This window comes from Dactylosporangium sp. McL0621 (assembly GCF_049995355.1).
Taxonomy (GTDB): Bacteria; Actinomycetota; Actinomycetes; order Mycobacteriales; family Micromonosporaceae; genus Dactylosporangium.
Genome location: NZ_CP188259.1, coordinates 6,342,012 through 6,368,055, shown reverse-complemented (window position 1 = coordinate 6,368,055; position 26,044 = coordinate 6,342,012). Strand labels below are relative to the sequence as shown.

Annotated in this window: 22 protein-coding genes; 17 read left to right on the top strand and 5 right to left on the bottom strand. The window is 73.2% G+C overall.

The window, feature by feature from the left end; all coding sequences use genetic code 11:
* Positions 1-77: 77 nt before the first annotated feature.
* The gene (locus ACPPVO_RS30095) at positions 78-1,634 is read right to left on the bottom strand and encodes a glycoside hydrolase family 13 protein (RefSeq protein WP_426501907.1); all 1,557 of its coding nucleotides are present in this window, start codon (positions 1,632-1,634) and stop codon (positions 78-80) included.
* 354 nt (positions 1,635-1,988) lie between these two features.
* Positions 1,989-2,996 (bottom strand): LacI family DNA-binding transcriptional regulator, encoded by a 1,008-nt coding sequence (locus tag ACPPVO_RS30090; RefSeq protein ID WP_426514725.1) that lies wholly within the window; start codon positions 2,994-2,996, stop codon positions 1,989-1,991.
* A 207-nt stretch (positions 2,997-3,203) separates the two neighbouring features.
* On the opposite strand from ACPPVO_RS30090, the gene ACPPVO_RS30085 reads away from it, so the two are divergent.
* From ACPPVO_RS30085 to ACPPVO_RS30070, 4 genes are read left to right on the top strand one after another with little or no spacing between them, the layout of a single operon-like run.
* On the top strand, positions 3,204-4,439 hold the full coding sequence (locus tag ACPPVO_RS30085; RefSeq protein WP_426514724.1) for a sugar ABC transporter substrate-binding protein: 1,236 nt from the start codon (positions 3,204-3,206) through the stop codon (positions 4,437-4,439).
* A 4-nt stretch (positions 4,440-4,443) separates the two neighbouring features.
* The gene (locus ACPPVO_RS30080; protein ID WP_426501906.1) at positions 4,444-5,958 is read left to right on the top strand and encodes an ABC transporter permease subunit; all 1,515 of its coding nucleotides are present in this window, start codon (positions 4,444-4,446) and stop codon (positions 5,956-5,958) included.
* A complete protein-coding gene (locus ACPPVO_RS30075; RefSeq protein WP_426501905.1) occupies positions 5,955-6,800 on the top strand; it encodes a sugar ABC transporter permease in 846 nt (281 codons plus the stop codon). Before ACPPVO_RS30080 ends, ACPPVO_RS30075 begins: the two co-directional genes overlap by 4 nt.
* Positions 6,797-8,500: a glycoside hydrolase family 13 protein gene (locus ACPPVO_RS30070; RefSeq protein WP_426501904.1), complete on the top strand. Its 1,704-nt coding sequence runs from the start codon at positions 6,797-6,799 to the stop codon at positions 8,498-8,500. The genes ACPPVO_RS30075 and ACPPVO_RS30070 overlap by 4 nt, the downstream gene beginning before the upstream one ends.
* A 3-nt stretch (positions 8,501-8,503) precedes the next feature.
* On the opposite strand, the gene ACPPVO_RS30065 is transcribed toward ACPPVO_RS30070, so the two are convergent.
* Positions 8,504-8,836, bottom strand: coding sequence for a hypothetical protein (locus tag ACPPVO_RS30065; protein WP_426501903.1), 333 nt, complete (start codon positions 8,834-8,836; stop codon positions 8,504-8,506).
* 38 nt (positions 8,837-8,874) lie between these two features.
* On the opposite strand from ACPPVO_RS30065, the gene ACPPVO_RS30060 reads away from it, so the two are divergent.
* Together ACPPVO_RS30060 and ACPPVO_RS30055 are read left to right on the top strand one after the other, a co-directional pair.
* Positions 8,875-9,237: a hypothetical protein gene (locus ACPPVO_RS30060; RefSeq protein WP_426501902.1), complete on the top strand. Its 363-nt coding sequence runs from the start codon at positions 8,875-8,877 to the stop codon at positions 9,235-9,237.
* Between the two features lie 31 nt (positions 9,238-9,268).
* Positions 9,269-10,078 carry a transglutaminase-like domain-containing protein gene (locus ACPPVO_RS30055; RefSeq protein ID WP_426501901.1) on the top strand — a complete coding sequence of 270 codons (810 nt, stop codon included), beginning with the start codon at positions 9,269-9,271 and terminating at the stop codon, positions 10,076-10,078.
* Here ACPPVO_RS30055 and ACPPVO_RS30050 read toward each other — a convergent pair.
* Positions 10,059-11,510 (bottom strand): MFS transporter, encoded by a 1,452-nt coding sequence (locus ACPPVO_RS30050; RefSeq protein ID WP_426501900.1) that lies wholly within the window; start codon positions 11,508-11,510, stop codon positions 10,059-10,061. The two genes, ACPPVO_RS30055 and ACPPVO_RS30050, sit on opposite strands and share 20 nt — an antisense overlap.
* A 116-nt stretch (positions 11,511-11,626) precedes the next feature.
* On the opposite strand from ACPPVO_RS30050, the gene ACPPVO_RS30045 reads away from it, so the two are divergent.
* The 8 genes from ACPPVO_RS30045 to ACPPVO_RS30010 all read left to right on the top strand — a co-directional run bounded on the left by ACPPVO_RS30045 (position 11,627) and on the right by ACPPVO_RS30010 (position 19,867).
* Positions 11,627-12,052, top strand: coding sequence for a MarR family winged helix-turn-helix transcriptional regulator (locus ACPPVO_RS30045; protein ID WP_426501899.1), 426 nt, complete (start codon positions 11,627-11,629; stop codon positions 12,050-12,052).
* Between the two features lie 196 nt (positions 12,053-12,248).
* The gene (locus tag ACPPVO_RS30040; RefSeq protein ID WP_426501898.1) at positions 12,249-12,809 is read left to right on the top strand and encodes a cysteine hydrolase family protein; all 561 of its coding nucleotides are present in this window, start codon (positions 12,249-12,251) and stop codon (positions 12,807-12,809) included.
* Positions 12,810-12,962: 153 nt separating this feature from the next.
* A complete protein-coding gene (locus ACPPVO_RS30035; RefSeq protein ID WP_426501897.1) occupies positions 12,963-14,252 on the top strand; it encodes a hypothetical protein in 1,290 nt (429 codons plus the stop codon).
* Between the two features lie 5 nt (positions 14,253-14,257).
* Complete coding sequence (locus tag ACPPVO_RS30030; protein WP_426514479.1) at positions 14,258-16,003, top strand: Hsp70 family protein; 1,746 nt, start codon at positions 14,258-14,260, stop codon at positions 16,001-16,003.
* Positions 16,000-16,809: a hypothetical protein gene (locus ACPPVO_RS30025; protein WP_426514478.1), complete on the top strand. Its 810-nt coding sequence runs from the start codon at positions 16,000-16,002 to the stop codon at positions 16,807-16,809. Before ACPPVO_RS30030 ends, ACPPVO_RS30025 begins: the two co-directional genes overlap by 4 nt.
* Before the next feature lie 22 nt (positions 16,810-16,831).
* Positions 16,832-17,386, top strand: a complete 555-nt coding sequence (locus tag ACPPVO_RS30020; protein ID WP_360389161.1) for a hypothetical protein — start codon at positions 16,832-16,834, stop codon at positions 17,384-17,386.
* A gap of 2 nt (positions 17,387-17,388) precedes the next feature.
* A complete protein-coding gene (locus ACPPVO_RS30015; protein ID WP_426514477.1) occupies positions 17,389-19,251 on the top strand; it encodes a ThiF family adenylyltransferase in 1,863 nt (620 codons plus the stop codon).
* 1 nt (position 19,252) lies between these two features.
* Positions 19,253-19,867: a hypothetical protein gene (locus tag ACPPVO_RS30010; protein WP_426514476.1), complete on the top strand. Its 615-nt coding sequence runs from the start codon at positions 19,253-19,255 to the stop codon at positions 19,865-19,867.
* Here the strand turns inward: ACPPVO_RS30010 and ACPPVO_RS30005 are convergent, their stop codons facing one another.
* Entirely contained in the window at positions 19,868-23,197 is a 3,330-nt protein-coding gene (locus ACPPVO_RS30005) for a glycoside hydrolase family 3 C-terminal domain-containing protein (protein WP_426514475.1), read from the bottom strand. It lies immediately after the preceding gene.
* A 138-nt stretch (positions 23,198-23,335) separates the two neighbouring features.
* Here ACPPVO_RS30005 and ACPPVO_RS30000 point away from each other — a divergent pair, with 138 nt between their 5' ends.
* The 3 genes from ACPPVO_RS30000 to ACPPVO_RS29990 all read left to right on the top strand — a co-directional run bounded on the left by ACPPVO_RS30000 (position 23,336) and on the right by ACPPVO_RS29990 (position 25,994).
* Positions 23,336-23,551: a hypothetical protein gene (locus ACPPVO_RS30000; protein WP_426514474.1), complete on the top strand. Its 216-nt coding sequence runs from the start codon at positions 23,336-23,338 to the stop codon at positions 23,549-23,551.
* A gap of 64 nt (positions 23,552-23,615) precedes the next feature.
* Complete coding sequence (locus ACPPVO_RS29995) at positions 23,616-24,296, top strand: RraA family protein (RefSeq protein ID WP_426514473.1); 681 nt, start codon at positions 23,616-23,618, stop codon at positions 24,294-24,296.
* Positions 24,297-24,425: 129 nt separating this feature from the next.
* A complete protein-coding gene (locus ACPPVO_RS29990; RefSeq protein WP_426514472.1) occupies positions 24,426-25,994 on the top strand; it encodes a putative Ig domain-containing protein in 1,569 nt (522 codons plus the stop codon).
* Positions 25,995-26,044: the final 50 nt, after the last annotated feature.

Here is a 26,044-nt window from a genome sequence, read left to right as displayed (position 1 = left end):
AGCGGAAACCGCTGTCAAGGACCTTGCAGGAATTGCCCGCGAGCAGTTCTCGCAAGGCCCTTGACCTGTAGAAACGCCTAGGAAGTACTGACAGTTCTTGCAAAGATCCAAACTGTCGTGTCGGCCGGAAGTGTACCGCCGTCAATGGGTCGGCTGGCCAGGACGACCTCGGAACCGGGCCCCTCGGGCAGCGCGACCGGCCCGCCCGAAAGGTTCACGACGCAGCGCAGCCCGTCGCGGGTGAAGTCCAGCACGCCCGGGGCGCTCTCGTGCCAGCGCAGCGCGCCGGTGAGCGAGCGGCGCAGCGACAGCGCGGCGCGGTACAGCTCCACTGTGGACGACCGGTCGGCGGCGAGCGCGGCCCACTCCGGCGGCTGCGGCAGCCAGGACTCGCCGGTGGCCGAGAAGCCGAAGGCGGGCGCCCCGGCCTGCCACGGCAGCGGCACGCGGCAGCCGTCGCGCCCCGGGTCGCTGCCGCCGGACCGGAACCACACCGGGTCCTGGCGGGCCTGCGCGGGCAGGTCGAGCACCTCCGGCAGGCCGAGCTCCTCGCCCTGGTAGAGGTACACCGAACCGGGCAGGGCCAGCATGAGCAGCGCGGCGGCGTTGGCCCGCTCGAGGGAGCCGAGGCGGGTCGCGTGCCGGCGCACGTCGTGGTTGGACAGCACCCACGTCGTCGGCGCGCCCACCGGCTCGGCGGCGTGGATGCACGAGTCGATGCTCGCCCGCACCGCCGCCGGATCGTCCCAGTCGGCCTGCAGGAACTCGAAGTTGAACGCCTGGTGCAGCTCGTCCGGGGCGGTGTACTGCGCGAGGCGCTGCGGGGTGGAGGCCCACGCCTCGGCGACGGCCATGCGCTGCCCCGGGTACGAGTCCAGGATCTTGCGCCAGGCCTTGTGGATCTCGTGCACGCCGTCCTGGTCGAAGTAGGGCAGCACGCGCCGCCCGAGCAGCCCGATCTGGCCGGTCAGCCCGGCCGCGGGGTACCCGGCCGCCTTGACCATCCCGTGCGCCACGTCGATGCGGAAGCCGTCGACGCCGCGGTCGAGCCAGAAGCGCAGCACACCCTCGAACTCGACCCGCACGTCCGCGCTGTCCCAGTTCAGGTCCGGCTGGGCCGGGTCGAACAGGTGCAGGTACCACTCGCCGTCCGGCGCCTGCGTCCAGGCCGGCCCGCCGAACACGGACTCCCAGTCGTTCGGGGGCGTGCCGTCGGCGGTCGCGGGGCGGAAGTGGTACCGCGCGCGGGCCGGTCCGCCTGGAAGATCTTGCAAGGCTTGCGTGAACCAGGCGTGAGCGCTCGAGGTGTGGTTGGGCACCACGTCGATGATCACCCGCAGGCCGAGGTCGTGCGCGGCGGCCAGCATGGCGTCGAAGTCGGCGAGGGTGCCGAAGCTCGGGTCGACGTCGCGGTAGTCCGACACGTCGTAGCCGCCGTCGACCATGGGGGAGCGGAAGAACGGGGTCAGCCAGACCGCGTCGACGCCGAGGTCGCGCAGGTGGGGGAGGCGTTCGCGCAGGCCGATGAGGTCGCCGACGCCGTCGCCGTTGCCGTCGGCGAAGCTGCGGACGTACACCTCGTAGATGGCGGCGGTGCGCCACCACGGTCCTGACAAATCCGAAATATCCGGCATGGGAAGCCCTTCAGGAGGCGGGAAAGGGGGAGGGGGCGCCGCTTCCCGGGTCGCGGCGCTGTTTGGAGCCGGCGCGGCGTCGACGGGGGCGCGATCCGGTCGAGCCATGTTTCACCGGCTCGGCGCCGAGCGGAGCGCGACCCGATGGGGGCCGCGTTCGCCGGCGCTGGTTCGGCCTCGTTCGACCGGCGCGGCGCCGGCCGGTCTGACCCCGGCTTCGGCCGTGTTCGACCGGCGTGGTGCCGGCCGGGTGTGATCCCCGGCTTCGGCCGCGTTCCACCAGCGCGGCGTGGAGCCGGGACGCGACCCGCGGGAGCCGCGCGGCGTTGCCGGGGTGCAACCCGGCGTCGCCTGCTACCGGGGTGCGATCCCGGTGGAGCTGCGCACCACCAGCTCCGGCGCGAAGAGGAACTCCGAGTGCGGCGACGGCTGCCCGTTTATCGCATCGATCAGCGACTGCGCCGCCGCGTTCGACATCGCCAGCACCGGCTGGCGCAGCGTGGTCAGCGGCGGGTCGGTGAACGCGATGAGCGGCGAGTCGTCGTACCCGACCACCGACACGTCCCCGGGCACCGTCAGCCCGCGCAGCCGCGCGGCCCGCACGGCGCCGAGCGCCATGAGGTCCGAGCCGCAGACCAGCCCGGTCACGCCGCGGTCGAGCAGCCGCCCGGCCGCCGCCGCGCCGCCCTCGACGCCGAAGAGCGACAGCTCCATCTCCTCGTCGAGGCCCTGGCGCCGCATCGCGTCGCGGTACCCGAGGATCTTGCGCTGCACCGGGGTGAAGCGCTCGGGGCCCGAGATGAAGCCGATGCGGGTGTGCCCCAGCGAGGCGAGATGGTCCACCGCCAGCTCGCTGGCCCGGGCGTCGTCGCAGGAGATGCACGGCGCGTCGAGGCCGGGGACGTGCCCGGTGATCATCACGATCGGCAGGGGTCGGTCGATCAGCTTGCGGTACCGGTCGTGGTCGGCCGTCGTGTCCGCGTGCAGGCCGGAGACGAAGATGATGCCGGCGACCGCGCGGTCGAGCAGCATCTCGATGTACTCGTCCTCGGTCACCCCGCCCGGCGTCTGCGTGCACAGCACCGGCGTGAAGCCGTGCCGGGACAGCGCCGACTCGATGACCTGCGCGAACAGCGGGAAGATCGGGTTCTCCAGCTCCGGCGTCACGAGGCCGACGAGGCCGGCGCTGCGCTTGCGGAGCCGTTCGGGTCGCTCGTAACCGAGCACGTCGAGCGCGGTGAGCACGGCGTGCCGGGTGTCGGCGCTGACCCCGGGCCGGTCGTTGAGCACCCGCGAGACGGTGGCCTCGCTGACCTCCGCCTGCTTGGCGATGTCGGCAAGGCGGGCTCGGGGAGCGTCCATGGCCATGCGACGAGAGTAAGCGGCCCGGCGGCGAAATTGAAAGTCGCTTGGAAGCTCTTTCATTCCATGCAAGTCCTTGCTACGTTCTGCGCCACCGGCAATCGATCGACACCCCTTGGACCTTTGCCGTCACCCATTTCCGCAAGCTCCGTGCCTGCCCTCCACCGGCCGGCGCGCGCTGCACCCTGAACAGGAGCACCCATGCGCATGCCCCTGCGCGCCGTCGGCGTGTTCGCCCTCGCCGCGTTGACCCTCACGGCCTGCGGGTCGTCGAAACCCTCCGAAAGCGCCTCCACGGCGCCGACCGCGACGCTCGCCATCTGGGCGGACGATCAGCGCGCGGCCGCGCTCAAGCCGTTCGCCGAGCAGTTCGGCAAGGCCAACCACGTGGACGTACAGGTCCAGGCGGTCTCCAAGGACCTGCAGACCAACTTCGTCACCGCCGCGCAGTCGGGCAAGGGCCCGGACATCGTCGTCGGCGCCCACGACTGGATCGGCAACCTGGTGCAGAACGGCACCATCGACCCGATCCAGCTCTCCGACTCGCAGAAGTCCGGCTTCGCCGACGTGGCGATGAAGGCCGTGACCTTCAACGGCCAGGTCTACGGCGTGCCGTACGCCATCGAGAACCTGGCCCTGATCCGCAACACGGACCTGGCCCCCACCGCCCCGGCCACGATCGAGGACCTCGTGGCGGCCGGGAAGGCGCTCAAGGACGCCGGCAAGGTCACCAACATCATGTCGCTGCAGGTCGGGCAGAACGGGGACGCGTACCACGTCTATCCGCTGTTCGCCTCGGCCGGCGGCTATCTGTTCGGCACCAAGGCCAACGGCGACTACGACCCGGCGGACCTCGGCGTGGGCAAGCCCGCGTCGGTGGAGGCGTTCAAGAAGATCGCCGCGCTCGGCGAGAAGGGCTCCGGCGCGCTGACCCGCTCGGTCAACAGCGACAACGCGATCCCGACCTTCACCGGCGGCAAGACCCCGTTCCTGATCTCCGGGCCGTGGGCCGTCGCCGACATCAAGAAGGCCGGCCTCAAGTACGACATCACGCCCGTGCCCGGCTTCGCCGGCGGCAAGGCCGCGACGCCGTTCGTCGGCGTGCAGGCCTTCTACGTGGCCAGCAAGGGCAAGAGCAAGGCCCTCGCCAACGAGTTCATCACGAACTACCTCACCAAGCCGGAACTGCAGGTCGCGCTGTACCAGGCCAACCCCCGCCCGCCGGCCCTGAACGCGGCGATGGACCAGGTCAAGGCCACCGACCCGGACATCGAGAAGTGGCTCGCGGCGGGCAAGGGCGGCGCCGTGCTGCCGGCCATCCCGGCGATGGCCGCGGTCTGGGACCCGTTCGGCAAGGCGGAGTCGGCGATCGTCGGCGGCGCGGACGTGCCGTCCACCCTCGCGGGGGCGTCGAAGACCATCTCCGACGCGATCGCCAAGTAGCGCCATGACGAACACGCACCCCCGGGGCATCGTCGTGAAGATCGCGGTCCTCGGGCTCGCCCTGGCGCTGGCGGTCTACGCCGCCTTCCCGCTCGCCGACGCCCACGCCTGGGGATGGCTCACCGTCCTCGTCGTGGTGACCGGCCTGATCTTCGCGATCTACCTGTCGCCGCGGGCCGTCCCGGCGAAGTACCTCGTCCCGGGGGTGCTGTTCCTCCTGGCCTTCCAGATCATCCCGGTGCTGTACACCGTCGCCACCGCCTTCACCAACTACGGCGACGGGCACCGGGGCAGCAAGCAGGAGGCGGTCACCGCGATCCAGAGCGCCTCCGTGCAGCAGGTGCCGGGCTCGGTCGAGTACGCCCTGTCGGTCGCGGTCGACGACGGCGGCCTCAAGTTCCTGCTGCTGTCGTCCGACGGCAAGGCCTACAGCGGCGACGCCGACGGCCTGCACCCGCTCGACGGCGCCACCGTCGCGGCCGGGCGCATCACCGCGGCCGACGGGTACCGGCTGCTCGACCTCGGCCAGGCCACCCAGCGCAACGACGAGATCCTCGCGTTCACCGTGCCGACGACCGGCGGCGCGATCCGGGCCTCGGGCCTGACCCGCGCCTACACCGGCCAGGCCACCCGCTACTACGAGGCCGGCTGCGACTGCGTCACCGACCGCGGCACCGGCCGGCAGTGGAAGGCCGACGAGGACACCGGCGCGTTCGTGGCCGGCGACGGTGAGCACCTCGCCCAGGGCTGGAAGGTCAACGTCGGCTTCAGCAACTTCGCCCGGGTCATCACCGACGAGCGCATCGCGGGCCCGTTCCTGCGGACCCTCGTGTGGAACCTCGCGTTCGCGGTCGGTTCGGTGCTGGTGACGTTCGGCCTCGGGCTCGCCTGCGCGCTCGCGCTGAACGCGAAGATGCGGGGGCGGAGCTGGTACCGCGTGCTGCTCGTGCTGCCGTACGCGATGCCCTCGTTCGCGATGCTGCTCGTCTGGCGGGACCTGTTCAACCAGGACTTCGGGCTCATCAACCGGCTCACCGGCCTGCACGTGGACTGGTTCGGCTCCCCGTGGACGGCCCGGCTGGCGGTGATCCTGGTGCAGCTGTGGATGGGGTACCCGTACATGTTCCTCGTCGCCACCGGCGCCCTGCAGGCCATCCCGCGGGAGATGTCGGAGGCGGCCGCGATCGACGGCGCCACCGCGGCCCAGCGCTTCCGGCGGGTCACCCTGCCGCTGCTGCTGGTCGCGCTCACCCCGCTGCTCATCTCGTCGTTCGCCTTCAACTTCAACAACTTCAACGCCATCTACCTCACCACCGAGGGCGCCCCGTTCCCGGCCGGCAACTCGAGCATCGGCGCGACCGACCTGCTCATCACCTACACGTACCGGCTCGCGTTCGGCGGCTCCGGCGCGCAGCTCGGCTTCGCGGCCGCCATCTCGGTGTACATCTTCACGATCGTGGCCGTCATCTCGGTCATCGGCTTCCGTCGCAGCCGCAAGCAGGAGGAGGTCTACTCGTGATCGCCTGGGTCCGTAGGACGGGCTGGCGGCACGCGGCCGGGCTGCTCGCCGTCGCCTTCTCGCTCTTCCCCATCGTCTTCGTCATCTCCGCGGCCCTCAACCCGCTGGGCTCGCTGAGCTCGACGCAGCTCATCCCGCAGGCCGCGGGGCTGGGCAACCTGAAGGACCTGTTCTCGAAGACCGCCTTCCCGCACTGGTACCTCAACTCGATCCTCATCGCCGGGATCGCCGCCGTGGCCGGGGTGTTCCTGTCGGTCCTGGCCGCGTACGCGTTCTCCCGGATGCGGTTCAAGGGCCGCCGGGTCGGGCTCGTCTCGCTGCTGCTGATCCAGATGTTCCCGCAGTTCCTGTCGGTCGTGACCATCTACCTCATCTTCGCCGCGCTGGGCGACTACTACCCGGCGATCGGGCTCGACCGGCCGTGGGGCCTGATGCTGCTGTACCTCGGGGGCGCCCTCGGCGTGAACACCTGGCTCATGAAGGGCTTCCTGGACACCGTGCCCAAAGAGCTCGACGAGTCCGCGGTCATCGACGGGGCCAGCCACGCCCAGATCTTCTTCCGGGTCACCCTGCCGCTGGTCACGCCGATCCTCGCGGTCACCGCGCTGCTCGGCTTCATCGGCACCATCAACGAGGTGCTGCTGGCCAACGTCTTCCTGCACAGCGACGGCGCCAAGACCCTGGCCGTGGGCCTCTACGGCATGGTCGCCGAGCAGCGCAACGCCAACTTCGGCATGTTCTGCGTCGGCTCGCTGCTCACCGCGGTGCCCACGGTCGTGGTGTTCCAGGTGCTGCAGCGGTACATCGTGTCCGGCCTCACCACCGGGGCGGTGAAGGGATGAGCGTCCACCACGACGGCTCGGCCCTCTACGTGCCGGACCAGCACCCCCGGCTCGGCTCCAATGTGGACGTCTGGCTGCGGGCGTCGGCGGACGTGCGTTCGGTACACGTGCGGTCCATCGAGGACGGCGAGCCGCGCTTCACGGCCGCCGTCCGCGACCGGCGGGGCGGCGAGCTGTGGTGGCGGGCCTCGGTGCTGGTGCGCAACCCCGTCACGCGGTACCGGTTCCTCGTCGACGGCGACTGGTACACTGTGCTCGGCCGCTTCGGCCACGACGTGCCCGACGACACCGACTTCCGGCTCGTCGCGCACCCGGGCCCGGCCCCGTGGACGCGCGAGGCGATCGTGTACCAGATCTTCCCGGACCGCTTCGCCCGCTCCGCCACGGCGCCGGCCACCCCCGGCTGGGCGGTGCGCTGCGAGTGGGACGAGCCGGTCGACGTGGCCGCCGCGTCCCGGCAATGGTACGGCGGCGACCTCGACGGCATCGCCCGGCGCCTGGACCACATCCAGGACCTCGGCGCCGACACCGTGTACCTCACCCCGTTCTTCCCGGCCCGCTCCAGCCACCGCTACGACGCCGTCGCCTTCGACCGCGTCGACCCGCTGCTGGGCGGGGACCGGGCCCTGCGCCGGCTCGCCGACGCCCTGCACACCCGGGGCATGCGGCTCGTCGGCGACCTGACCACGAACCACACCGGGGTCGAGCACCCGTGGTTCGACCAGCCGGACCTGTACTACATGAGCGCCGACGGCGGCTACGAGTCCTGGCTCGGGGTACCGTCGCTGCCGAAGCTCAACTGGCACTCGGCCCGGCTCCGCGAGCGGTTCGTCACCGACCCGGACTCGATCGTGCGGCGGTGGCTGCGGTACCTCGACGGCTGGCGCGTCGACGTGGCCAACATGACCGGCCGGCGCGCCGGCGACGACCTGACGCTCGAGGTCTCCCGCCTCATCGCCGACGCCGTGCGCGGCGCCCGCCCCGACGCCCTCCTGGTCGCCGAGCACGCCCACGGCGCCGGCGGCGACCTCGACGCGGGCGGCTGGCAGGGCACCATGAACTACGCCGGCTTCACCCGTCCACTGTGGACGTGGCTGCGCGGCGACCCGCTGCCGTCGCCGGACTTCCTGGGCGTGCCCGGCCCGGTCCCCAGCCGCGACGGCCACGCGTTCGTGGCCACGATGCTCGCGATGATGGCCACCATGTCCTGGCGTTCGTGGACGCACTCGTGGAACCTGCTCGGCAGCCACGACACCGCCCGCATCCGCACCGTGGTCGGCTCCCTCGAGCGCATGGAGGTGGCGGCCGGCCTGCTGGCGACGCTGCCGGGCGTGCCGATGGTCTTCGCGGGCGACGAGTTCGGCCTGACCGGCACCACCGGCGAGGCCTCGCGCACCCCGATGCCCTGGCGCACCGGGACTTCGGTGCTGCCCTGGTACGGCCGGCTGCTCGCCCTGCGCCGCAAGCACCCGTCGCTGCGCGGGGGCGGCCTGCGCTTCGCCCACGTGGACGCGGACGCGATCGCCTTCTGGCGCGAGACCCACGACGAGCGCCTGCTGATCCTGGCCCGCCGCGCTTCGGGCGCACCGGTGGAGCTGGCCGGCGTCCCCGAGGCCACGAACCTCTACGGCGGCGCGGCGTGGACCGGCGCGCTGCCCGGCGACGGCCCGACCCTGCAGATCTGGTCCGTCCCCGCCTGAGCGTCAGCCCACCGGCCGGAGAGCCGCGACGATCTCGTCGACGGCCAGGTCGGCGTCCTGCGGCTGCGGGTCGCTCATGTGCAGGCGGTGGGCGAGCGCCGGCCGGGCGAGGGCGTCGACGTCCTCGACGGAGACGACGTCCCGGCCGTCGGCCGCGGCGACGTCCCGGCCGTCGGCCGCGGCGACGTCCCGGCCGTCGGCCGCGGCGACGACCCGCGCCGCGGCCGCGAGCGCGACGAGCCCGCGCCCCGGCCCGGCCGGAGGGCTCCCAGCTGTTCGCCGCCATCGGGGCGGTGCTGGCGGAGCGCCTGGTCGCGCGCCTTGAGAAGCCGTCACCGGGTGTCCACTGGGAAAAGGACCTCGTCGAGTCCCTCGTGCGCCTGGTCGGTGACATCGAGGAGGGCCGGCCGTCGCCGCCGGACAGCGAGGCGGTGGTCGAGCTGGTCCGCCGGGCGGCGGCGGGAGTCGCCGCGGAGTGCTCGCTGAGCCTGGCCGAAGCCCGGCTCGCCTCCGCGTTGAGCAACTCCACCGAGCTGCTGAGCCGGCCGATCGGGCCGGAGTCGGCCGCGCTCGGCGAGATCCGGCCGGCGGCGCTGCTGCTCGCGGGGGCCGCACTGGAGGAGGGGCGCAGGTTCGTCGCCGGGGAGCTGCACGGCGTCGCGCTGGGGGCGATGCTGATCCGGCTGCGCCAGGACGTTTCCGAATTTCTCGAGGGCGTTTTCGTCGTCCGGGCCTGAAACTGTCGTACCCCGCCGATAACGTGCCGGCATGGACGAGGTTGAGTTCTCCCTCCAGCAGAGTGCGATCACCGATCCCGGGCGGCCGCTGACCGGTCTGCCCGCCGGCGTGGCCGACCTGGCGAAGGTCGTCGGGGGCGTGCTCGTCCACCGCGACTGGGCCCCGCACCCGGTCCGCCGCGAGGACGCCGACCTCCGGTTCGTCGCGGCGATGCTCGACCGGCTCGGCTCGCTCGACGAGCGGCCGTCCGAGCGCCGGCTGGCCGTCACCTGCCGCGACTTCACGGTGCTGCTCGTCGCGCTGCTGCGCGCGGGCGGGGTGCCGGCGCGGGCCCGGGCCGGGTTCGCCGGGTACTTCGCCGAGGGCTTCTACGACGACCACTGGGTGGTCGAGACGTGGGCCGAGGGGCGGGGCTGGCACCTCGTCGACGCGCAGGTCGCCAGCGGCGAGCCCGGGGTCTACGGCACCAAGGACCTCGACCCGCTCGACGTGCCCCGCGACGCGTTCCTGGTGGGCGGGCAGGCCTGGATGGAGTGCCGGTCCGGGGTGCGCGATCCGCGGACGGTCGGCACGAGCGCGGCCGGGCTGACGGGGTTCTGGGAGATCCAGGGCAACGTGGTGCGGGACCTCTCCGCGCTCAACGGGGTCGAGGTGCTGCCGTGGGACGCGTGGGGGCTGATCCCGGTGCACTTCGACGAGCTGCCGCAGGCCGACGTGGCGCTGCTGGACGCCGTGGCGCCGGTGAGCGCGGCGGGCGGCCCCCTGCGGGTGGCGCAGGAGACCGCCGGGCTGGACCCGCGGTTGCCGGCTCCGCCGGAGCTCAGCCGGCCACCGGCGTGAGGTCGGGCTCGTCCGCCGCGAAGTGTTCGCGCTGCTCGCTCGCCGGGGTCCCGGTGCGGCGGGGGCGGGGGATGAGCAGGGCGACGGCGACGGACAGGGCCCCGGCGGCGCCCAGGGCGATGAACGCCGTGGTGTAGGCCGACTCGGTCGGCAGGCCGTCGGCGCGCAGGTCGCTGGTGACGATCGAGCTGACCACGGCCGTGCCGATCGAGGCGCCGATGGTGCGGATGTTCGCGTTCATGCCGCTGGCCGCGCCCGTCTGGGCCATCGGGACGCTGTGGACGATGAGCGAGGTCATCGAGGCGTAGGCGAGGCCGATGCCGACCCCGAAGACCGCGGCGGCGGTGGCGACCTCCCACGGATGGGTGTGGGCGAAGGCGAACGCGGCGCTCGCCGCCGTGGCCAGCAGCGAGCCGGCGATCACCTGCGCGCGGCTGCCGAACCAGGCCGCCATCGGGCCGCTGAGCATGCCGGCGACCGCCATCGTGGCCAGCATCGGCACCATGAGCAGGCCGGCCTGGCCGACGGTGGAGCCGAAGCCGTAGCCGGTGGAGCTCGGCACCTGCATGAACTGGGGCAGGAAGGCGTACACGCCGAACATGCCGGCGCCGAAGAGCAGCGCCACGATGTTCGTCGTCCACACGGCCGGCCGGCGCATCATGCGCATGTCGATGAGCGGGTTGCCCGAGCGCACCTCGACCGCGACCCACCCGGCGGCCAGCACCGCGGCCGCCGCGAGCAGGCCGATGGTGCGCGGCGACGTCCAGCCCCAGGCGTTGCCCTTGCTCAGCGGCAGCAGCAGCGCCACGAGCCAGGCCGACAGCAGCACGGCGGCGAGCCAGTTCACGCGGCCCCGCGAGCGCGACGGCGACGGCGGCACGAACCGCCAGGCCAGCAGCCCGGTCACCACGACCACGCCGAGCGGGATCCAGAACAGCCAGCGCCAGTTGAGCGCGGCCACGACCGGGCCGGCGAGCACGATGCCCAGGCCGCCGCCGAGCGCGATCACCGCCGACATCGCCCCGACCGCGGAGATGACCCGGGCCGGCGGGAACTCGTCGCGGATGATGCCGAACGACAGCGGGAACAGCGCGCCGCCGAGGCCCTGGATCACGCGGGCCACGATGAGCACGCCGACGTTGGGGGCGAGCGCGGCGAGGAGGCAGCCGACCGCGATGGCGGCGAGCGCGGCCAGCAGCGTGCGCTCCTTGCCGATCATGTCGCCGATGCGGCCCATGAGCGGCGTGGCGACGGACGCGGCGAGCAGCCACGCGGTCAGCACCCACGTCACGGTGCCCGCCGACGTGTGCAGGTCCCGCTGCATGACGGGCAGTACGGGACTGACCAGCGACTGCAACATCGAGAACGCTGCCGTGGACGCGGCGAGGACGCCGAACGTCAGCCGGTACGAGGACCGAGAAACTTGAGGCATGCCTCCACATTACCGGAGGCGAGCCTCCGCGCAACGGCATTTCGTGTGTCCGGGATCCCATCGCGATATCTGTAGGCAAACTGTGTAGGCTGGCTACCGAATCTTGGGGGTGCGGGATGGACGAGCCATTGGCGGCCGCGGCGGCCCGGGACCTGGTGGAGCTGTTCCGGCGGCTGCGGGCCCGGCTGCGCCAGGTGCCGTCGGGCGGCCTGACCCCGTCCCAGGCCGCGGTCGTGCTGCGCCTGCACCGCGACGGCGCCTCGTCGACGACGGTGCTGGCGCTGGCCGAGGGCGTCCGCTCGCAGTCGATGACGGCCACGCTCAACGCCCTCGACGAGCTCGGCCTGATCGCCCGCGCGCCCGACCCGGAGGACGGCCGGCGGCACGTCATCACCCTGAGCGAGGCCGGCCGGGCCCGCGCCCTCGCCGACAAGCAGGGCCGCAACGCCTGGCTGGCCCACGAGCTGGGCCGGCGCTACACCGAGACCGAACTGGCCACGATCAACGAGGCCCTGGCCCTGCTGGCCCGCCTGGGCGACTAGGGGCTGTGTCGAAGTGGGGGTCGGAGCGAGGCGAGGCTCAGCGTCGGCTGGGGCCGCGCCGGGCGCGCCCCGATACCGGGGTTGTATCGGGGTGTGACCGGGGTGGTTCCCGGCGGCGTCTGAGTCCGCCGCAGCCCGGCCATCCACTTCGATACAGCCCCTAGCCCTGAACCACGCACCCCGAAAGGCTTACCGCATGTCCGAACGCCGCCCCGTGCTGCTCGCCATGGACTTCCAGCAGGGCATCGTCGACCGGGCCGGCGGTGGCGCCGCCCTCGCCGCCGTGAGCCGCGCGATCGAGGCCGCCCGCGCCGCCGCCATCCCCGTCATGTACGTCCGCGTCGCCTTCCGTCCCGGCTACCCCGAGGCCGCCCCGGCCAACCCGGTCTTCGGCGCCATCCATCGGTCCGGCGACGCCATGACCCAGGACCACCCGGCGACCCAGCTGCACGCCGCCCTGCCGGTGCGCCCGGGCGAGCCGGTCATCCTCAAGCGCCGGGTGAGCGCCTTCGCCGGCAGCGACCTCGACGTCCTGCTGCGCGCGGCCGGCGCGACCGACCTGGTCCTGGCGGGCATTTCCACGAGCGGCGTGGTCCTGTCGACCGTGCGCCAGGCCGCCGACCTGGACTACGCCCTGACCGTCCTGTCCGACGCGTGCGCCGACCGCGACGAGGAGGTCCACCGCGTCCTGACCGAGAAGATCTTCCCCCGCCAGGCCGCGGTGACGACGGCCGACGAATGGATCAGGGCGCGCTGAGCCGGAATGGATCGCACCATCCGCCGGGGGTCCACACCGGACGGACAGCCCGCGGTACCTGTAGGGATCGGACCTTCGCGCGGACATTGAGGCGCCCGGCGCACGGTTGCTAGAACTTGGGGCAGCCGGTCCCCGATGTCCTGTGAGGCCTATGTGTTCGGGCTCGATTCGCTGCTCGTCGCCGTCCTCGGCGGACTGGCGCAAGGCATCATCGGGCGGGCCCGGGACATGCTGCGCCAGCGCGACGACCGCCGGGGGTTCGCCGAACGGCAGCAGCTGCTCAGCACGCTGCGCCGCGAGGAACAGAAGCTGCAGAGCGAGCAGCGCCGGGCCGAGCGCGAGGTCCAGGGCATGCTGGCCGAGCGCCAGGCCCGCCGCGACCACGGGCGCGCGGTCGAGCTGGTGAAGTTCGAGGCGCTGGCGTCGCTGCAGCAGCAGCGGGCGGCCATGCGCGAGGCGCAGACGCCGTTCCAGTTCGACCGCGCCGAGGTCCGCCGCGTGCTCGACGAGAAGCTGCGCGCCGGGCCGCCCGTGCTGCTCATCGCGCCGTTCTTCGACGACGCGCGGAGCGGGCCGCAGTTCGACGTGGCGCTGCGGCGCACCTGGGAGTCGCTGCCGTGGTCGGACAACCTGACGAGCCTGGCCGGGCTGTTCCGGCGGCCGCTGCAGCAGGCCGACGTCGACCTCATGATGATTGGCGACGCCCTGCAGGGGCGGCCCGCGGTGCTCATCCACGGTGACATCCAGGCCGGGCGGCGCGTGTGGACGTCGCTGCTGGGCTTCGGGCTGATCTCGGGCGGCCCCGACGACCTGCTGAAGGTCAACCTGCCGAAGCTGCACCTGCCGGAGACCGCGGCCGGCGGCGACGAGCTGCTCGCGTTCCAGGACCAGCTGGCCGAGCTGTGCGGCACGGTGGCCGGCGTGTTCGGCGACTGGTACCACCTGCTGCGCAGCGGCCGAGCGCCGCAGGTGCACCGGCAGTGCCGCGACGACGCGGTGCGCCGGAGCCTGGGCGCCGCGCTGGCCGGCGCCTACGACGTCGCCGCCGCGAAGGGCCGGCTCGGGCAGGAGGAGGCCAGCCTCGGGCAGGCCCGCGTGCTGGCCGAGAGCGGCCTGGGCCACGCCGCGGCCGCGCTGGCCGGCGCCGTACCGCGGGCGGCCATCGCCGGCAACCGGGCGCTGCGCGACGGGTGGGCCGGCATCGAGGAGCTGACCGGCCACGACCTGCACCTGCCACCCAGCGCCCCGGCCGGCACCGCCCGCGACCCGCACCGCCCGTCCGGCGGCGCCGCCGAAGCCGGTTCCGGCGACGCCACCGGAGCCGGCCGCGACCCGCACCACCCGCCCGCCGGAGCCGGCCGCGATCCGTTTCAGCCACCCACCGGCGCCGCCGAAACCGACCGCAAGAAGGCGGAACGAGCCGCCGACTTCTTCCTGGGGTAGCCGCGATGACCAACCACCGCCCACAGACGCAGCCGTCCCAGCGGGCCCGCCGCTTCCCCCGCCACGCCCGCCCGCGCGTGGCCGCCGCAATCGACTTCGGCACGCACGGCAGCGGCTTCGCCTGGGCCTTCACGAGCGAGGAGCAGCGCCCGATCGCCGAGCGCCGGCTCACCTTCCACATGGAGTGGATCGACCAGCCGGCGCCGTACGTCAAGACGCGTAGCGCCCTGCTCGTCGACGGCGGCGGCGCGATCCTCGACTGGGGCTTCGCCGCCGCCCGGCGCTACAAGCTCGAGTCCCGCGGCGGCGCCGCCATCGCCCTCGAGCACGGCTTCAAGATGCGGCTGCCCGACGGTGACCCGGCCGCGGTCGAGCTCGTCACCGGATACCTGCAGGAGTTGTACCGGTACGCCGTGGAACGCATCACGGGCGAGGCCCAGGTCCGCGAGGAGGAGATCCGCTGGTGCGTCACGGTTCCGGCGATCTGGCGCGACCGCGAGCGGCACCTGATGCGCCGGGCCGCGGTGGCCGCCGGGATGCCCGACGACGTGCGGCGGCTGCTGATCGCGGTCGAGCCCGAGGTCGCCACGCAGTACTGCCAGGGGCATCTGCAGCTCGCCACCGCGGACGACGAGCCGGACGAGGCCGGCGACTGGAGCATGCTGGTGATCGACGCCGGCGGCGGCACCGTCGACCTGAGCTCGTTCCGGATCGACGAACGCGGTTCGCTCACCGAGCTCGGGCACGCGTCCGGCGGCCCGCACGGCGGCACCTTCGTCGACCGGGCGTTCCTGGTCAACGTGCTGGCCAAGCGGATCGGCGGGGACCTGCTGCAGCGCCTGCAGGTCGACCTCCCGGCCGCGGTGCTGGAGATCCTGGACAACTGGGAGCGCGACAAGCGTTTCTTCGACCCCTCCCGCGGGGCGCCGTTCAACCTGCCGCTGCCCGTGAAGCTGTACCAGCTGCTGTCCCAGGAGGGCCGCCTGTCCCGGTTCGCGGCCTCCCAGCAGGGCATCGAGGAGCCGATCGTCCTGAGCAACGCCGAGGTCAAGGCCGCCTTCGACGAGGTCGTGGAGCCGATCCTCGCCCTCGTCGACGAGCACCTGGTCCGCGTGGCCGGCCAGCTCGACCACGTGTTCCTGGTGGGCGGGTTCGCCCAGTCGCCGTACCTGCGCAGCCGCCTGACCCAGCACCTCGCCGGGCGCGCGGCCGTACAGGTGCCGCCCAACCCGGCCTCGGCCGTGCTGGCCGGCGCCGTGCACTTCGCCCTCGACCCCGACGTCGTCATCGCCCGCAAGAGCCCGCGCACCTACGGCATCGCCACCAACCTGCCGTTCGAGGACGCGGTGGACCCGCCCGACCGGCTGCTGCCGGGCAACGGCAACGGCCAGCGGCTGTGCATGGACCGGTTCGAGGCGATCGTGCAGCGCGACGACCTGCTGCCGGTCGACACCGAGCGCAAGATCACGCTGTTCCCGGTCAGCGACACCGAGACCGAGCTGGAGCTGGTCATGCTCGGTGCCGAGGCCGCCGGGGTGCCGCGCTACGCCGACGAGCGGCAGGTGCACGTGCTGGGGACGGTCAACGTGCCGATCGGCCCGGCGAACGGGCGCGCCGCCGCCGACCGGGGCGTGGTGCTGACCCTGGCGTTCGGCGGCACGGAGATCGCGGTCACCGCCGTCGACGCGGCGAGCGGGCACACGCTGCAACACCGGATCACCTTCGCGAGCATGGGCAGGGGCGGGGCATGAGCAACGCATCGCGCCGGAACGAGCCGTTCGGCCTGGCCGACGCCTACCACTGGCTGCTGTCGCTGCGGCAGACCACGGAGCACCACGGGGCCCGGCTCACCGAGCTGGGCCAGTCGGTGAAGCAGGTGGCCGCGTCGCTGCGGGAGGTGCAGGAGGCGGTCGCGCGGCTGGAGATCCGCCGCGACGGGGCCGACGGCGCGACCGCCGCGCTCGAGGCCGAGATCAACCGGCTGAGCCTGGAGATCGCCGCGCTGACCGAGGAGCACGACGACCTCGACGGGCGGTTCACGCAGGTCCTCGCGGCCCGCGCGACGGCCGCGCCCGGCGCCGCGGCGACCGCGCGCCACGTCGAGCACCAGGAGATCGCCGAGCGGTTCCGCACCTTCATCGACCAGGAGATGACCAGCGCCGCGCGGGCCGCGGTGCTGGCGAAGAAGCGCCGCGCCCTGCGCCGCCCGGAGCCCGACCAGGAGCAGATCGCCGAGCGGCTCGCCGAGCTGTGCCGCGCGATGTTCGGCGGCCCCGACATCGACGAGGCGCGGCTGCGGGGGCTGCTCGAGGAGGCGCCGGACTGGCCGGTCCGGCTGGCCGCCACGGGCGCCGAGCTGCGGTGGCGGGCCCGGGCCGCGAGCCCGGAGGGCACCTGGGACTTCGAGGCCAAGCCGGGCCAGCCGGCCGACGCGCAGTCCCAGCGGGTCTGGGGCGAGTACCGGCCCGACGGCAATGTCGCCGGGGTGGTCGCGCCCGCCTACGTGGTCGCCGGGCGGGTCTACGAGCCGCAGCGCGTCACGACACACAGCCATTGACGTCCGTAAGGGAGCGCCGGAGATGTCAGACATCGACCTGAACGAGGTCCGCGACCGCATCAAGCGCGCCCAGCGCCGCGGTACGCCGTACCCGCCCGACCCCGCCGACCGCGTGGTCGTCGACCGCGAGGGAACGATCCGGCTCGGCGACCAGTCGGCCGGCGAGCCGGTGTCGGTCGTGCACCAGGCCACGTTCGCGGCGCTCGACCGGATGGTGCGCGACCAGCAGACCGCGCGGAACAAGCTGCCGCGCAACACCGTGTTCATCAACGAGACCGACGTCTCCGGCTGGCTGTACTCCATCACCACCGAGCTCGGCCACGAGTACACCCTCTTCGCCTACTTCGACGGCACGGACTACAAGGTCAAGCTCGTGGCCCCGGAGCTGGAGGGCAAGCTCCCGGCCCACGGCGCCCACCTCTACGGCAGCGGCCTCATCTGCCTCGACGAGCGCAAGGGCTCCGGCCAGGCGACCCTGGAGGAGGCCTTCTCCAAGTCGGTGCTGTGGGCCCTGGGCGTCAGCTACGTCCGCGAGGGGTTCACGTTCCCGTTCTCCATCAACAACGAGAACGACTAGCCGTGGCCGCCCCCCTGCCGACCCTGCGCATCACCGACTACGCCCTGCAGTCGCTCGTCGAGGCGCTCGGGTCCCGCGCGCCCGAGCAGGGCGGCGCGCTGCTGGGCATCCGCGGCGCCGACGTCGTGACGACCTTCCTGCACGACGTCGACGCGCCGGTCACCGCCGTGGAGTACCACAACACCGACGCGCTCGGCCGGCAGATCCGCCAGATCGAGACCGAGACCGAGGCCCGGTTCAAGGGCATCGTGCACTCGCACCCGCGGGGCATGCCGCACCCGTCGTCGCAGGACCTGTACGAGTACGGCCGCAGCCTGGTTCTCAACCCGGGGATGTCGCAGTACCTGGCGGTCATCGTCACTTTCGGCACGAGCCGGCCGCCGGAGGCCCACGAGGTGATCGTCGACGGCAACGCCCGGGTCTCCTGCTTCGGGGCCCGCTCCGGACGCGACGGCGTCGGGCTGGTCCGGCTGCGCCCGCGGCAGATCCCGATCATGGAGGCGGTCCGCCGGGCCGGGCTGCGCTTCACCGAGGGCGAGCCGGTGCTCGTCGACATCGACGGCACCCCGATGATCTGCGGGCAGGTCGAGGGGGCCGGCTACGACGACGCTTCGCTGCTGTTCAGTGCGGACTTCCCGGCGGTACCGCCGCTGCTGCTCGACTTCGCCGGCGCCGCGCAGGAGGAGCCGCTGGCCTGGGACCTGCGGGTGCGCCCCGTCGACCGGCTGACGCGGGCCCTGGAGGCCGCACGCGACTACCACCGGTTTCGCTCCGCGCCGCACCGCCCGGCCGACGGACCCGCCGGACCAGCCGGGATCGATCCGGCGCCTGTACCGCCGCCTGCGCCCGAACCGGACGTGACCGCCGCGGCCGAACCGCCGCTGTTCGCCCGGACCGGGGGCATCCTGTCCACCCGGCTGCGCGAGCGGCGGGCGCTGGTCGTCGGAGCCGGCTCCGTAGGCTCCTACGTCGCCGAGGTCCTCGCCCGCTCCGGCGTCGGCGCGTTCACGCTCGTCGACCCGGACCGGGTCGAGCCGGAGAACCTCGGCCGCTGCGGGTACCTCACCGCCGACGTCGGCCGGTCCAAGGTCGACGCGCTCGCCGGACGGCTCCGGGCGATCAATCCGGCCGTGCGCGTCGACCGGCACGCCGCCGCCGTCGACGACCTCGACCGGGCGGCGCTCCTGACCGAGGTCCAGGGCGCCGACCTCGTGGTCGCCGCGACCGACGACAACCGGGCCCAGCAGCGCCTCAACCACCTGGCCTACTGGTCGGGCACGCCGGCCGTCTTCATCGGCGTGTACGCGCGCGCGGCCGGCGGCGAGGTGATCGTCACCTACCCCGGCGGCCCCTGCTGGCAGTGCAGCACCGGCAACGCGCGCATCGACCGCGCGCCCGGCGTACGCCGCGGCACCGACTACGCCACCGGGCGCCTGGAGGCCGAGCCGGGCCTGCTCACCGACATCCACTTCGTCAGCGCCGCCGGCGCCAAGCTCGGCCTGGCCCTGCTGCACGGCGACGGGGACGGCGGCGGCCTGCGGGCCTTCCTCGAGGAGCCCCGGCAGCGGCACATGGCGACCGTGGCCTTCGCGATGGTCCCGCGCTACGAGCTGTTCCACCGCGTCCTCGGCCGCGTCCCGGGCCAGTACGCGTTCCAGAGCATCTGGATGTCGGCCCAGCCACAGCCGGAGTGCCCGGTCTGCGGCGAGCCGGCCGGGCGCAGCAGCCCCCTGGCCGCCCCGGCCCCGCCGAGCACCGAGAGCCTGCTGCGCCACCTCACGCCCGACCAGGCCGCGCAGTTCGGCCTGGTCACCCAGCGACCCCCGGCCGAGCAGCCGACCCTGAACCCGGCCGGCGCCGACTGACATGACCAACGACGACCTGAACAAGATCCGCGACGCGGCCCGCCGCGCCCGGGGCGACGCACCCGGACCGCCGCCGACCCCGGCCCCGCGCCCGCCGAGCGACTCCCAGGTGGCGCCGCCGCCCCGCCCCACCCCGCGCCCGGCCCCGCGCGCCGCCCAACGCCCCGCGGGCGGCGGGCAGTTCGGGATCCGCCTGCAGCGCGGCGGCTGGACGCTGCTGACCATGCTGCTGGTCATCTGGCTCGTGGGGGTGGTGTGGCAGACCTGGTTCGGGCACGGGTACGAGCCGGACGAGGGCCACGACGTCGGCCGGCACGCCGCCCGGGCCCAGGCCGCGCTCGCGCTGCTGTGCCTGGTCGCCGCGTTCGCCCTGACCCTGGTCCTGGGGCGCCTGGGCGCCTGGCTCGGGGTGCTCGCGGCGGCCCTTGTGGCCCGCTTCCCCGAGTGGGTGCCGGACCCGCTGGGGGAGTGGAGCGCGCGGCACGTCCCGGACTGGTGCGCCTCGGCGCTGCTGGACCTCGGCGGCTGGTACGGCGAGCGCCTGCGCCTGGTCGCGTACGGCCTGTACCCGGTGCTCATCCTGCTCACCCTGGTCCAGGCCGTACGCCGGCGCTGATCACGCGTACAGGTTCACCTCCGCGATCGACCACCAGCTCGTCGACGTGCCCGTCTGGACCACGCGCACGTAGCGCGCCGTCGTGGCCGGGAACGCCGCGGTCACCAGGGCCGCCGATCCCGTCCCCGTGGCGATCGGCGCGCCCCAGGTGACCCCGTCGGCCGAGGTCTGGATCTGGTACCCGCGGGCGTAGTCGGCCGCGCTGCCCGCCGAGTCCATGCGCAGCTCCTTGAACGTCCGCGCCGTGCCCAGGTCCAGCTGGAGCCACTGGCCGCCGGCCATCGGGGTGCCCGTCGACCAGCGGGTGGCCGCGTCGCCGTCCAGGACGCGGGCCGGGACGTCGGTGCCGCCCGCGGCCGAGGCCGTGGCCGTCCAGCCCGTGCGGGGCAGGACGCCGCCGGCCGGGGGGACGGTGCCGGACGTGTCCAGGTTCAGCTCGGCCACCGACCACCAGCTCGTCGACGTGCCCGTCTGCACGATGCGGACGTAGCGGGCCGTCTGGGCCGGGAACGTGGCCGTGATCAGCGCGCCGGTGCCCGTGCCCGTGGCGACCGGGGCGCTCCAGGTGGTCCCGTTCGACGAGACCAGGATCTGGTAGCCGCGGGCGTAGTCGTTGGCGCTGCCCGCCGAGTCCATGCGCAGGCGGTCGAAGGTCTGGGCCGAGCCGAGGTCGGCCTGCAGCCACTGGCCGTTGGCCATCGGGGTGCCGGTCGACCAGCGGGTGGCCGCGTTGCCGTCGACGGTCCGGGCCGGGACGTCCGCGCCGGCCGAGGACGAGGCGGTGACGGTCCAGGCGGTGCGGGGCAGCGGCGTCTCGGTGGGCGTCGTGCCGCCGATGGTCGCCTGGCCGGTCAGGCGGATGTCGCGCGACGAGGCGCCGACGTAGACCTGGTGGGTGCCGGCGGCCGTGGTCCAGGCGGTACCCCAGTACTGGAAGCTGCGCGCGTCCAGGGTCACCGTCACGCGCTGGGTCTGGCCCGGGTTCAGGGTGACCCGGGCGAAGCCGCGCAGGTTCTTCGGGGGCTCGCCGGTGGCGGCGGGCGGCCCGACGTACACCTGCGGCACCTCGGAGCCGGCCCGGGAACCCGTGTTGGTGACGTCGAACGCGACCGCCACGCGGCCGTTCGCGTCCGGGGTGCCGACGGACAGGCCGGCATAGGCGAACGAGGTGTACGACAGGCCGTGGCCGAACGGGAAGAGCGGCGCCACGTTCTGGGCGTCGTACCACCGGTAGCCGACCTTCAGGCCCTCGGAGTACTGGACCTGGCCGTTCTGCCCGGGCCACTGCGCCGCCGTGCTCGCCGGGACGTCGGCCAGGCGGGCCGGGAAGGTGACCGGGAGGCGGCCGGTGAAGTCCGTGTCGCCGTAGAGCAGGGCGGCGAGGGCGTTGCCGTCCTCCTGGCCCGGGTACCACGCCTCGACGACGGACTTGACGCTGTTCACCCACGGCATGGTGACCGCGGAGCCGCTGTTGACCACCACGACGGTGTTCGGGTTGGCCGCGGCCACGTCGGCGACGAGCTGGTTCTGGGCCGCGGCCAGGTCGATGCCGGCCAGGTCCGAGCCCTCCGACTCGAAGTTGTCGACGAACACCACGGCGGTGGCGGCGCCGCGGGCGGCCGCGATCGCCTGGTCGTGCACCGACTGGCCGGGCGCGGACCAGCCCAGCGTCAGGTTGCTCGCGCCGCCGCCCTGGAAGTAGTCGACCTCGACGCTGACGTTCTGCCCGGCGGTGAGGGCGACCGAGCCGGTGCGGGTGGTGCTGCCCTGGTTGAACCAGTTGTTGATCACCTGCTGGCCGTTCACGAGCAGACGGCTGCCGTCGTCGCTGGTCAGGGAGAACTGATACGTGCCGCTCACCCTCGGGTGGAGGGTTGCGGTGTACCGCGCCGACCAGTTCGTCGCCGCGACGCCCGGGGCCGGGGAAGCGCCGCCCCACACCTTGTCGATCGTGCTCTCGGCGCGGGTGAGCACCGCGGTGCCGGAGAGGTCGGTGCTGTTGTAGTACGCCGCCGTCAGGACGGTGAACGCGCTCGCCGGCACCGGGGGCAGGGCGCCGTCGGCGGCCGCGATGCCGGGCGCGTAGACGGCGGAGGCGGTGCGGGCGTGGATCGCGTCGTAGGGCGTGACGAGGTAGGGCGCGTTGACCGCGGCGCTGCCGCCGCCCTGGACCATCGCGCGGGTGCCGCCGCCGGGGCCGATCACCGCGACCGTCGCGCCGGCGGGGAGGGGGAGCGCGCCGCCGGCGTTCTTCAGCAGTACCGCACCCTCCTGCGCGATCTGGCGCGCGACGTCGGCGTGGGCCGGCGTGGTCACGACCGCGGCGGTGTCGACCGTCTGCGCCTTGTCGAACAGGCCGCGGCGGAACATCGAGAGCAGGATGCGCCGCACGTGGTCGTCGACGGTCGCGGCGGACACCTGGCCGTTCTGCACCGCGGTGGTGAGCGCGGCGCCGAAGTACTGGCTGCCCGGCATCTCCATGTCGAGGCCGTTGTTCGCGCTGGCGACGGTCGAGTGGGTGGCGCCCCAGTCCGAGGTGACGAAGCCGGTGAAGCCCAGGTCGCGTTTGAGCACGTCGTTCTGCAGAGGCCCGTTCTCGCAGGCGAAGGTGCCGTTGACGGCGGAGTAGGAGCACATCGCCGAGTCGGCCTGGCCCTGCTGGACGGCGGCCTCGAAGGCGGGCAGGTAGATCTCGCGCTCGGTGCGGGCGGCCACGACCGCGTTGTCGGCCAGGGTGTTGCGGTTGGTCTCCTGGTTGTACGCCGCGTAGTGCTTGACCTGCGCCATCGGGCCCTGGGCCTGGATGCCCTGGATGTCGGCGGCGCCGATCTGCCCGGCCAGGTACGGGTCCTCGCCGAACGACTCGAACGCCCGGCCCCAGCGCGGGTCGCGCACGATGTTGATCGTCGGCGCGAGCACGACGTTCGTGCCCTTGCCCCACTGCTCGGCGCCGAGGACCTCGCCGTAGCGGCGGGCGAGCGCGGTGTCGAAGCTGGCCGCGGCGGCGACCGGGGCGGGCAGCTGAGTGACGCCCGTGAACCCGTCGCCGGCGCCGACCGGGCCGTCCTGCAGGCGCAGCTGCGGGATGCCGAGCCGGGTGTTGGCGTCGACGCAGCCGGCGAAGCCGCAGCCCGCCCCGCCGTGCAGCATGGTGAGCTTCTCGGCCTGGGTCATGGCGGCGAGCAGCTCGTCGGCGCGCTGGGCGGGGGTCTGGGTGGCGTCGCGCCAGGGTTGGTCGGCGGCCTCGGCCGTGCGGACGCCGGCGACGAGGCCGCCGGTCAGCGCGGCGGCGAGGACGGCGGCGAGCACGGCACGGTTTCTGGACAGCATGGAGCTCCGTTCGGCGGTCGGGGCGGCGACCGCGGGCCGGCTTGGGAGAGCGCTCTCCGAGCCTCGCCCCCGGCGCCCGGACTGTCAAGGGCCTCGATTTCGCACGCCGGATGACCAGCGCCGATCCGTCGCACCTGCATGTGCGACCTTTCTTCGGGACTGCGACGCCGCCCGCCCGCGGACGGTTTGCCCCGCCGCGGCGGCGGGGAGCAGGCCTGGGCCGGCACCACGCCGGCGTTCGGCACCAGGATCGATACCCTGCTCGCCGTGCTCGGCGACGACGGCATCAACGTGGCCCGCCTGCACCTGGAGGCCCGCCCGGCCGTGGCGCGCCTGGCCGCGCAGCTGCCGTAGGGCAGCAGCCACTCGCGCGGGATTGGCCGCAGCGCCGCCGCAGCGGCGGGGCCATGATGACCACGTGCCCGACTTCACCGACCTCACCACCCCGCTCGTCGCCGACGCCTGCGTACGCGCCGGCCTCGCGCCGCGGATCGCGCCCGCCGGCATCAGGCCCGTCATTGCCGGGACCCGCCTGGCCGGACGGGTGCTCCCGGTCCGCCACTACGGCAGCGTCGACGTCTTCCTCGAGGCCTTCGAGTCCGCCGAGCCCGGCGACGTGCTCGTCATCGACAACGAGGGGCGCACCGACGAGGCCTGCATCGGCGACCTGACGGTCCTCGAGGCGGCCGCGGCCGGGGTCGCCGGCCTCGTCGTCTGGGGCCTGCACCGCGACACCACCGAGCTGGTCGAGATCGCGCGGCCGGTCTTCAGCTACGGCGCCCTCCCGCTCGGCCCCCTGCGCGTGGACGACCGTGACGACGAAGATGTCCGGTTCGGGCCGCATGTCGTGACCAGCGGCGATTTCGTGGTCGCCGACGACGACGGCGTGGTCTTCGTCGCCGCCGGGCGCGCGGCGGAGATCGAGGGCATCGCGAACAGCATCCGCGAGACCGAGCGTGAGCAGGCCCGGAAGATCCGGAGCGGGGAGACGCTGCGGCAGCAGACCGCGTTCGCCGACTACCTCGTGCGCCGCGCGGCCGACCCGCAGTACACCTTCCGCCGGCACCTGCGCCGGATCGGTGGGGCCATCGAGGAGTAAACGCAGGGCCAGGCAAAGGGTCCACCGTCGTTGACGGGGAAGTTCGTCGATGTGAGGGTGCGAATCACATTGACGGGCGGCTACGCGTAGCCCACGACCGCCGCGCGTACCCCAACGAAGGGATCCCCCATGCGCAAGAGACGGACACTCGCAGTCGGCGCGGCCATCCTCGCCGTCGCCGCGAGCGTCGTCGCCGGCCCGGCGCCGGCCCAGGCACTCGCGGTCACCGGCCTGGGCTCGACGATCGCGCTGAACAACTGCTCGGGCTCGCTGGTGCGGTGGCCGCAGTCGGTGGACTCCGACCGGGCCATGCTGCTGACCAACGGCCACTGCTACGAGAACGGGTTCATCCCCGCCGGCCAGGTGTACACGAACCGCACGAGCAGCCGCTCCGGGACGCTGCTGAGCGACTCCGGCGCATCCCTCGGCACCGTCCGCGCCGACAAGCTCATCTACGGCACCATGACGGGTACGGACGTGTCGTTGTACCAGCTCACCGACACGTTCGCGCAGATCAAGTCGAAGTACAGCAACACCACCGCGCTCACCGTCGCCGCCGCCCGTCCGGCCGACGGCACCGCGATGACGATCCCGTCGAGCTACTGGAAGCAGGTCTGGACCTGCTCCATCAACGGCTTCGTGCCCACGCTGCGCGAGGACACGTGGACCTGGCACGACTCGATCCGGTACAACTCCGGCTGCCAGACGACGCACGGCACGTCGGGCTCGCCGATCATCCGGACGTCGGACCGGCAGATCATCGGCATCAACAACACCGGCAACGACGACGGGCAGAGCTGCACGCTCAACAACCCGTGCGAGGTCGACGCGAACGGCAACGTGACCGTCCACCAGGGACAGTCCTACGGTGAGCAGACCTACTGGTTCACCACCTGCCTGAACTCCGCGCGCGCGATCGACCTCACGGTGGCCGGCTGCATGCTGACCGGCGCCACCGCGCCGGGCAACACGGTCACCGTCGCCAACCCGGGCGCGCAGACCGCGACGGTCGGCACGGCGAAGTCGCTGCAGATCACCGCGACCGACTCCGCCTCGGGCCAGACGCTCACCTACTCGGCGACCGGCCTGCCCGCGGGCCTGAGCATCAACGCGAGCACCGGGCTGATCTCGGGCACGCCGACCACGGCGCAGACCACCACGAGCACGGTGACCGCCCGGGACACCACCGGCGCCACCGGCAGCACGTCCTTCACGTGGACGGTCAGCGGCGGCGGCAGCAGCTGCAGCGGCCAGCAGATCACCAACGGCGGCTTCGAGTCCGGCGCGACCGGCTGGACCGGCACGACGGGCGCGATCGGCCAGTGGTCCTCGCAGGGCGAGGCGGCGCACGCGGGCACCTACAGCGCGTGGCTGCTCGGGTACGGCTCCACGCACACCGAGAGCATCTCGCAGTCGGTGACCATCCCGGCCGGCTGCACGACGACGCTGACGTTCTGGGTGCACATCGACACCGCGGAGACCACCACCTCGACGGCCTACGACAAGCTGACCGTCACCGCGGGCTCGACGACCCTGGCGACCCTGTCGAACCTGAACAAGGCGACGGGGTACGTCCAGAAGTCCTACAGCCTCAGCGCGTTCGCGGGCCAGACCGTCACGCTCAAGTGGAACGGCACCGAGGACTCCTCGCTGCAGACGTCGTTCGTCATCGACGACGTCGCCCTCACCTTGAGCTAGACAAGCCGGTGGGCGGGACCGGCCCCGGACCGGTTCCGCCCACCTTTGCC

Coding starts and splice junctions, on each gene's coding strand:
- ACPPVO_RS30095 (WP_426501907.1), bottom strand. CDS start 1,634: ATGCCGGATATTTCGGATTTGTCAGGACCGTGGTGGCGCACCGCCGCC.
- ACPPVO_RS30090 (WP_426514725.1), bottom strand. CDS start 2,996: ATGGACGCTCCCCGAGCCCGCCTTGCCGACATCGCCAAGCAGGCGGAG.
- ACPPVO_RS30085 (WP_426514724.1), top strand. CDS start 3,204: ATGCCCCTGCGCGCCGTCGGCGTGTTCGCCCTCGCCGCGTTGACCCTC.
- ACPPVO_RS30080 (WP_426501906.1), top strand. CDS start 4,444: ATGACGAACACGCACCCCCGGGGCATCGTCGTGAAGATCGCGGTCCTC.
- ACPPVO_RS30070 (WP_426501904.1), top strand. CDS start 6,797: ATGAGCGTCCACCACGACGGCTCGGCCCTCTACGTGCCGGACCAGCAC.
- ACPPVO_RS30055 (WP_426501901.1), top strand. CDS start 9,269: ATGGACGAGGTTGAGTTCTCCCTCCAGCAGAGTGCGATCACCGATCCC.
- ACPPVO_RS30050 (WP_426501900.1), bottom strand. CDS start 11,510: ATGCCTCAAGTTTCTCGGTCCTCGTACCGGCTGACGTTCGGCGTCCTC.
- ACPPVO_RS30045 (WP_426501899.1), top strand. CDS start 11,627: ATGGACGAGCCATTGGCGGCCGCGGCGGCCCGGGACCTGGTGGAGCTG.
- ACPPVO_RS30040 (WP_426501898.1), top strand. CDS start 12,249: ATGTCCGAACGCCGCCCCGTGCTGCTCGCCATGGACTTCCAGCAGGGC.
- ACPPVO_RS30030 (WP_426514479.1), top strand. CDS start 14,258: ATGACCAACCACCGCCCACAGACGCAGCCGTCCCAGCGGGCCCGCCGC.
- ACPPVO_RS30025 (WP_426514478.1), top strand. CDS start 16,000: ATGAGCAACGCATCGCGCCGGAACGAGCCGTTCGGCCTGGCCGACGCC.
- ACPPVO_RS30020 (WP_360389161.1), top strand. CDS start 16,832: ATGTCAGACATCGACCTGAACGAGGTCCGCGACCGCATCAAGCGCGCC.
- ACPPVO_RS30010 (WP_426514476.1), top strand. CDS start 19,253: ATGACCAACGACGACCTGAACAAGATCCGCGACGCGGCCCGCCGCGCC.
- ACPPVO_RS30005 (WP_426514475.1), bottom strand. CDS start 23,197: ATGCTGTCCAGAAACCGTGCCGTGCTCGCCGCCGTCCTCGCCGCCGCG.
- ACPPVO_RS30000 (WP_426514474.1), top strand. CDS start 23,336: ATGTGCGACCTTTCTTCGGGACTGCGACGCCGCCCGCCCGCGGACGGT.
- ACPPVO_RS29990 (WP_426514472.1), top strand. CDS start 24,426: ATGCGCAAGAGACGGACACTCGCAGTCGGCGCGGCCATCCTCGCCGTC.